At 48.3% G+C, this 7,556-nt stretch carries 5 protein-coding genes; 1 reads left to right on the plus strand and 4 read right to left on the minus strand.

Going from position 1 to position 7,556, the window contains the following annotated elements:
* Positions 1–57: 57 nt before the first annotated feature.
* Entirely contained in the window at positions 58–1,197 is a 1,140-nt protein-coding gene (gene chrA / locus CAG69_RS04660; protein ID WP_161442955.1) for a chromate efflux transporter, read from the minus strand.
* 112 nt (positions 1,198–1,309) lie between these two features.
* On the opposite strand from chrA, the gene CAG69_RS04665 reads away from it, so the two are divergent.
* Positions 1,310–2,230: a LysR family transcriptional regulator gene (locus CAG69_RS04665; RefSeq protein WP_394623546.1), complete on the plus strand. Its 921-nt coding sequence runs from the start codon at positions 1,310–1,312 to the stop codon at positions 2,228–2,230.
* A gap of 48 nt (positions 2,231–2,278) precedes the next feature.
* Here CAG69_RS04665 and CAG69_RS04670 read toward each other — a convergent pair whose 3' ends face one another.
* From CAG69_RS04670 to ebgA, 3 genes are all read right to left on the minus strand, one after another.
* Positions 2,279–3,712, minus strand: coding sequence for an amino acid permease (locus CAG69_RS04670; RefSeq protein ID WP_161442959.1), 1,434 nt, complete (start codon positions 3,710–3,712; stop codon positions 2,279–2,281).
* A 78-nt stretch (positions 3,713–3,790) separates the two neighbouring features.
* Positions 3,791–4,243: a beta-galactosidase subunit beta gene (locus CAG69_RS04675; RefSeq protein WP_161442961.1), complete on the minus strand. Its 453-nt coding sequence runs from the start codon at positions 4,241–4,243 to the stop codon at positions 3,791–3,793.
* A gap of 3 nt (positions 4,244–4,246) precedes the next feature.
* Entirely contained in the window at positions 4,247–7,345 is a 3,099-nt protein-coding gene (gene ebgA / locus CAG69_RS04680) for a beta-galactosidase subunit alpha (RefSeq protein ID WP_161442963.1), read from the minus strand.
* Between the last annotated feature and the right edge of the window lie 211 nt (positions 7,346–7,556).

Genomic DNA, 7,556 nt, shown 5'->3' on the forward strand with positions numbered 1-7,556 from the left:
TTGAGAAAACGGGCACTTGTATTTAAGTGCCCGCTAAGAGTTTGTCGTTTAAGATTTTTACATCATGCCCGTGACAATGCCTGCTGCCACAAAAAACACGATCATCCACAGCACCGATAGGTTGACCTTTTTGTGTAGATAGAAACCCGCAACCACTAACGCGATGTCGATGGGAGCAACAACCGCACTGCTAAATACTGGCTGGTAAAGTGCCGCGAGTAGCAACCCTACTACCGAGGCATTGACACCGTTGATGGCGCCGGAGACCAGCGGTTTGCTTGCCAGTGCTTGCCAGTTTTTAAGAACGCCAAGCAGTAAAAGAAACCCTGGGAGGAATACGCCAAGCGTTGCGATCAGAGCACCTAAAATTGGCGTATCCGAAAGCTCATAACCGATAAAAGTCGCAAAGGTGAACATTGGCCCCGGTACAGCTTGTGCAGCGGCGTAGCCTGTTAAAAATGCATCTTGGCTAAGCTGGTCGCCAACAATGTTTTGCAGAAGCGGCAGAACCACATGACCACCACCAAACACTAAGCTACCAGCTTGGAAAAAATCACTAAACAGTCCAAGCATAGGCAACGTATGAGCCACTAACGGTAAGCCGAGTAAAAGCACCGCAAATAGAGCCAATGGCGCGATAGACGGTTTAAACGGCTCTGCTGATGGCGCGGAGTCTTTCTTCAGATATCGCATGCCGACAAAACCTGCTGCGAGCAACACGAACATTTGCGTCATGATGCTTGGTGCCACCAGCAACGCAATCGCAGTCGCGACGCACAAACCCGCGGTCAGTTTACTTTGGCAGAAGTTTTTGTACATGCCCCAAGTCGCATCCGCCACGACGACGACTGCGAGCAGTTTTAGGCCGTGAACGATGTTTTGGAACACTGCGGTGTCGGTGATTTGGCTGCTTACCATCGCCAGCGCCAACATGATGATCACCGAAGGAAGCGTGAATCCGACAAATGCTGCGCATGCGCCACCTAAACCGCCGCGTTTATAGCCTAAAGCAAAGCCAACTTGGCTTGAGCCCGGTCCCGGCAAAAACTGACTGAGTGCGACGATTTGCGCATACTCGCTGTCATCAAGCCACTTCAGTTTCTCAACAAAGGTTTGGCGAAAATAACCAATATGAGCCGCCGGGCCGCCGAAGCTGAACCAACCCAGCCAGAAAAAAGTTTTGAATATGGTGAACATGTCGAGCCTGTTTATCTAAAAAGCATTGTTGCTAATTTATCGAATGCTCTAAAATGACTCAAATTGATGATTTTAATTTCATCTATGAATGAAATGGGATAAGGATGTTGGAGTGAAAGAGGACATTCAGTGGCGCAACATTGACTTGAACTTATTGGTGACGTTTTCCTACTTGTATCGCCATCGAAGCGTTAGCGTCGCGGCAGAGAAAAGTTACGTTAGCCAGTCGGCGATGAGTCATAGTTTGTCTCGTTTAAGGTTGTTGTTTGACGACCCGCTTTTTGAGCGAAAAGGACACAAGATGGAGCCCACCGAGCACGCTCACCACATCGCGCCAACCGTGCATCATTTGCTGGACTCTATCTCCAAAGACTTGCTCACTAAGTCAGCCTTCCAACCTGAAAATTACGCGGGTGTATGTTGCATTGGGTTAACGGATTATGCCGAGTTTATTTTTGCTCCTCGGCTTTATGACGAAATACGCCAGCGCGCCCCAGAGGCGCAGATCAGTTTTATTAACGTCAATCGTAGCAACTACGTGGCATTAACTGAACATGAAAAGCTCGATGTCATTATTGGCAGCATGCCGGTGTTGGATGACAACTTTGAGAGCTTGTACTTGTACACCGAAAAACACGTGTGCATGTGTGATAAACAGGTGTTGAAAGGGGAAACACAGCTGTCTCTGGAAGCATTCGCGAACATAGAGCAAGCTCTGGTAAGTCCCGATGGGAGCTTAAAGACACAAGTAGACCAAAAGCTCGCAGAACATGGCTTGAGCCGTAAAGTCACCGTGGCGTCGCGCAACTTTCTCACCATTCGGCATTTATTGAAAAAGCGCGATCTCATTGCCATCGTGCCAGAAAAAATGGCGTTGGCGGAGGGCTTTTCGGACGATCTCATTACTGTTAATCCGCCGATCGCCGTTGCGGATTTTGATATTGCCATGCTGTGGCATTCCAGCCGAAACAATGAAGAAAAAGGGATTTGGCTACGCGAATTAGTTTCTTCGACCATCACCTCTCACATATAAAAAAGGGCACCAAAGGGTGCCCAGAATGTTTGTCATTGAGAGTCGGTGTTATGCCGCTTGCGAAGCAGGTGCGGCTTCTTTTATGCGCTCTTCCTGATTCAATGATTTTTCGTATTGGCTGTACTTCCACCAAGCAAAGCCAAGGAAAATCACGATACCGCCAACGTTGTAGAAAATGATGGTCATGATGTCGGCCCCAGTAGGGAAGGTCGATGCTAAGAAACCAACCGTAAAGATAGCGATCAGTACCGATACGGTAGCGATGCCCATTTTGCGTGAGCCCATTTTGAAATCACGCTCGACGTGATCCAGTTTCAAGCGCAGATTCAGGTACGCCAACATGATGAACAGCGGTGGTAGCATCGAGGCGGCTGCCGTCATGTTGATCACGGTGTTCATCAGATCTTGAGCGGTGTTAGAACCTAATGTTGGGATGATCATCAGTGGGATAACGATAAGGAACTGATACCAAGCTGCGCGAGCTGGTACGCCGTTTTCGTTCAGCTCTACGGTTTTCTTACCAAAAATGCCTTCTGGAATCTCAGAGAAGAAGATTTTCACTGGCGTTGCTGTCCACATCAGTAGAGAGCCAAACATAGCGGTGAAGGATACCAAGCCTACAAAGCGGTTCATCAATACTTCTGGCAAACCAAAGTACGCAGCCAAACCTTCAAATACTTGTACCGAGCCACCCGTGTATTTTAGGGTTTCGCTAGGAACAAACACGTTAATCAAAACAGACGCGACTGAGTAAAGCACACCGATAAAGATACCTGCGATGATGATGACTTTAACAAACGATTTCGAGCCGCCTTTCACATCGTTTACGTAAACCGCGACCGATTCCGCACCGCCTGCCGCCATAAAGATCCATGTAGTAATGCCTAAAAATGCCCAGCTGAAATCAGGGATCATCGCTTCTGCAGTAATTGGGTCAGCTGGTTCTACGCCGCCGATCAACGCTGCGCCAGCCAGTAAAATGTACGACATTGTCAGTAGCAGCATGAGGGAGGAGGTCACCGACGTAATTGGCCCCAACATTTTCGCGCCGTTCGTCGATACGTAGGTCGCAAACGCAAACAAAATCATACTGAGCACGGTAGTGGTGAATGGCGTCAGAATGTATTCATAGCCCAAGAACGCGTAAGACGCATAAGCGATAACACGCGGCAGTAAGGACGTGAAGAAGAATAGGTTAACGAACCAGTAAGTGTAGGCAGAGATAAACGCCCAGCGACCGCCGAGTGAGCTTTTTACCCATGCGTAGACCCCCGCCTCAGAATCTTTATTCAGAGATACGAATTCTGCGATGATCAAACAGAAAGGGATGAAATAAAAAATGGTCGCCAGAAAGAACATTGGCGCAGAAGCTAGACCGATCTCGATGTTGTTATTGATTACGTTATTAAAGCTAAATACTGCGGCAAAGGTGAGGGATAACAACCCGAATTTACCTATCGTATTACGTTTGGATTCAGACATGTTCTATCTCCGGTGAATCACGTTGGAATTGTAGGGAGGAAGGGCTTGTAATGCTGTGACCACAGCCCTTCTCTTGTTTTATTTATTTAGGAAGTAGCCATCTTCGATGGTCACTTTGAGCACCACTTTTCTTACGCGGTTTTCTCCGTGGAAGCGGTACGCTTCACTGTTTTCAAAAATCGCCACTTGGCCTTCGCAAAGCTCGCGTGTTTCACCCTGACCAGAAAAAAATTCGCGGTCGGTTTCATCACGATAAGCTTGTTCTAGTGTCAACGCGGTTTTATCCGCGAACTCAACGGTTTCTCGGCCTTCGAGGTAGTAATGCACATCGAAGTAACGACGGTTACCGATGAACATTTCGGTTTGTTTCGCGATGCCATCTTCAACCATGTAAACCAGTGAATCGCCAATCGAGTACATCACGCCATCCTTGATGTTGCCGATGTTGCCAATGGCTTCCACACAGCGGTTCCATTTACGACCGTTGCGATATACTTGTTTGAATTGCTCTAAGCTGTCTAACACGATCATGGGTTACGCCTCGTTGACTGATTGAGTATTGGTTTGAGTGAAAAACGCGTTGTCGAAATCATGGTTTGCCATCACTTGTGCGTTGCAATCACCTGCTTGCAGAGGCATCAGCGTCAAACCGTAACGGAACTCGTCCATGTACACGCGGTAAGAGTCGAGCACTTCGCTGCCCCATGAGTTCGAGCCTAACCCCATCACTTGATGGTCAAGGTTAAGGGTGATGTAGCCACTCTTTTCTAGCTCGATCGTATGTTGCGCTTGATGCAGGTTTTGGTTGGTGTAGAACCACGCGCTGAAGTTGATTTCTTGCTGAGGTTTCACCAATAACCCTGTGCCATGACGGTTGGTGAGCGATGCCCAGCGCACGTGTTGGCGGTTGCCGTTGTTTTGTGGGAACGGGTAGTTCTCGAACATGTCCTCGACGGTGCTGTGGTAAACATCAATGAGGTTAGCTTGGCGGCTGTCTTGATAGTTTTCTTCTGGGCCGCGACCGTAGTAGCTCACTTGGTCAAAGCTGCCGTTGATGCCCAAATCCAAGCCAATCACTGGAATCACGTGAGGGTAGTCGCCGTAGCGTTCGCCACTCAGTTCCACGTTCAAATGGCCTTGAGCATTGATTTGATAGCGATAGGTACAACGCATGCCAAAATCAAAGACCGGCGGCGCAATGATGCTGGTGGTCGTAATTAAGACGGAATCATCGGTTGCTTCCACAGCAAGTGTGCGGAAGTGCTCCTGCATGATTTGCAGATGCGCTGGGTGCCACAAACCTTCATACTCTTGTTTGTGGTTATCAATCATCGGTTTGAAGAAGTTCAGTCTCGGCTCAGATTGAATGATCTCTTCGCCATTTACGCGCCAAGAAGTCAGCTTGCCGTTTACTTTGGAGAAGGTAAGCGTGAAGTTATGACCTGTGATCACGTGCTCTAGACGGCTTTCTTCAAGCACCAATGGTTGAACATTGTGGTTGACCAACGCAGGCAACGTGGCGGTGTTTTCTTTCAGTTGGAACTGATACACCGCAATTTCATGGTTGGCTTCGCTGTAAAGCGTGCGACTGTCTTTGCGTACGGTGAAGTTAACAAAGGCTTCACGCTCATCCAATTCTGGCAAGTCGATGCTCACTTCACGTTCGCTGTTAGCTACCAAAGCTTCGACTTTGAATTGCACGCTACGCAGGGTTTCACCTTCGGCACGCACGTCAGCAGTAATGGTGTAATCATCGAGGCTGGTGAACCACAATTTGTTCTCAACGATGAAGCGATCATGGCAACCTTTGACGGCGCGGATTTTCACCGGTGCGATGACTTGTTTGTACTCTTTCAAGCCTGGGCCCGGGGTTTGATCTGGGTAAATCAGGCCATCCATACAGAAGTTGTAGTTGTTTGGGTAGTCACCGTAATCGCCGCCGTATTTGTAGAACTCTTGGCCGTGTTCATCACGCGCTAGAATGCCGTGATCACACCATTCCCAAACGTAGTGACCTTGAATGTGGTCGTGCGCATAGAACACATTTTGATATTCGGTTAAACCACCCGGTCCGTTACCCATCGCGTGGGCGTATTCGCAGATGATGCGTGGCTTCTCGTGTGGGTGCTCGCCAAAGTAATTCATCAGTTGTGCGCGCGAGTACATAGTGGAAATCACATCCACCACTTCAGCATCGCGGTCTTCTTCGTAGTGAACCAAACGGGTGTCATCAATTGCTTTGGTCGCTGCATACATCGCACGGATGTTGCAGCCATAACCCGATTCGTTACCGAGTGACCACATGATGATAGAAGGGTGGTTCTTTTGCGCATGAACATGACGCACTGCGCGATCAACAAACACCGCTTCCCATGCTGGATCATTGGTGATACGGCTCAGGTCGCCAACGTTGGCAAAGCCGTGGGTTTCCACATCGGTTTCTGCCATCACAAACAGGCCGTAAATGTCACACAACTCGTAGAAGCGTGGGTCGTTAGGGTAGTGTGCGGTGCGAACTGAGTTGATGTTGTGTTGCTTCATCAACATCAGATCTTTTTCCACGCGGTCCATACCCACTGCACGACCTTTTAGGTGATCGTTATCATGACGGTTTACACCATGCAGCATCACGTATTGATTGTTGATGTAAAACAGGCCATCACGCACCTTGATATCACGGAAACCCACGCGTTGTGGGATCACTTCCACTACGTTGCCTTGGTGATCTTTTAAGGTAATGAACAAGTGGTAAAGGTAAGGGTTTTCAGCCGTCCAATGCGTTGGATTCACCATATCAATCGCAAAGCTTGTTGAGTGGTGGTTTTGGATAGTCAGTGAATCGCATTGACCACTGGCTACGATAGTGCCTTTGTCATGCAGCGCGTATTCCAGCGTATAGCCAGACGCGATAGCGGTAGAAAAATTTTCCAATTCGACTTGAGCACTGAGCGTCGCACTTTGGTAATCGTCGGCGAAATCGGTGCGAATGGTGAGATCTTGGACGTGAATGTTCTCTTTTCCTATTAGATAAACATCACGGAAGATCCCCGCCGTCCACCACATATCTTGGTCTTCAATGTAAGTGGAATCGGCCCACTGCATCACGCGTACGGAGAGCAAGTTTTCACCTTGTTGGACGAACTTGGAAATGTCGAATTCCGCTGTGAGTCGGCTGCCTTTACTAAAGCCGACGTACTCGCCGTTTACGTATACTTCAAAGTAGGTTTCCACGCCGTCGAACTTGATGATGGTTTGTTGGTTATCCCACTGTGGACCAAGTGTAAATGTGCGTTGATAAGCGCCCGTTGGGTTGTCGGTTGGTACAAACGGGACGTCGATCGGGAATGGGAAGCCCTCATCGGTGTATTGCAGATCGCCGTGACCTTCCATTTGCCACATGTTTGGGACGGTAATGTGTCCCCAGTCGTTCATGGTTTGTGAGTAAAACTCATCAGGTACCAACATTGGGTTGGTGAAATAACGGAATCTCCATTGGCCGCTGAGCAACATAAAGCGGCGACTCAGTTCACGTTGAAAGGTTTGTGCGCTCTGAACAGAGTCGTAGGAGAAAAAGTACGCACGCGGTGCCATACGATTCTCGTGTAAGTGTTGGAAGTTTTCCCAATTGTTCACGTTTTGATCTCCCCTCGGCTTGGTGCGCTTATGTTGGAGTGCGGATTGGTTTCATCGCGGCTCAACATCAGTGCAAAAACAACGGCCGATGTATTGTGAAAAATGCTTATGAATAATCTGAGAAAGATATTAGTAAAAGTTTTACTAAAATAAATTGGTGAAAACGTTTTACTTTAACTTGGTCACGTTTTAAATGACCAATGTTGAGCAA

The sequence above is a fragment of the Vibrio sp. V43_P6S15P86 genome (assembly GCF_009904725.1).
Lineage (GTDB): Bacteria > Pseudomonadota > Gammaproteobacteria > Enterobacterales > Vibrionaceae > Vibrio > Vibrio diabolicus.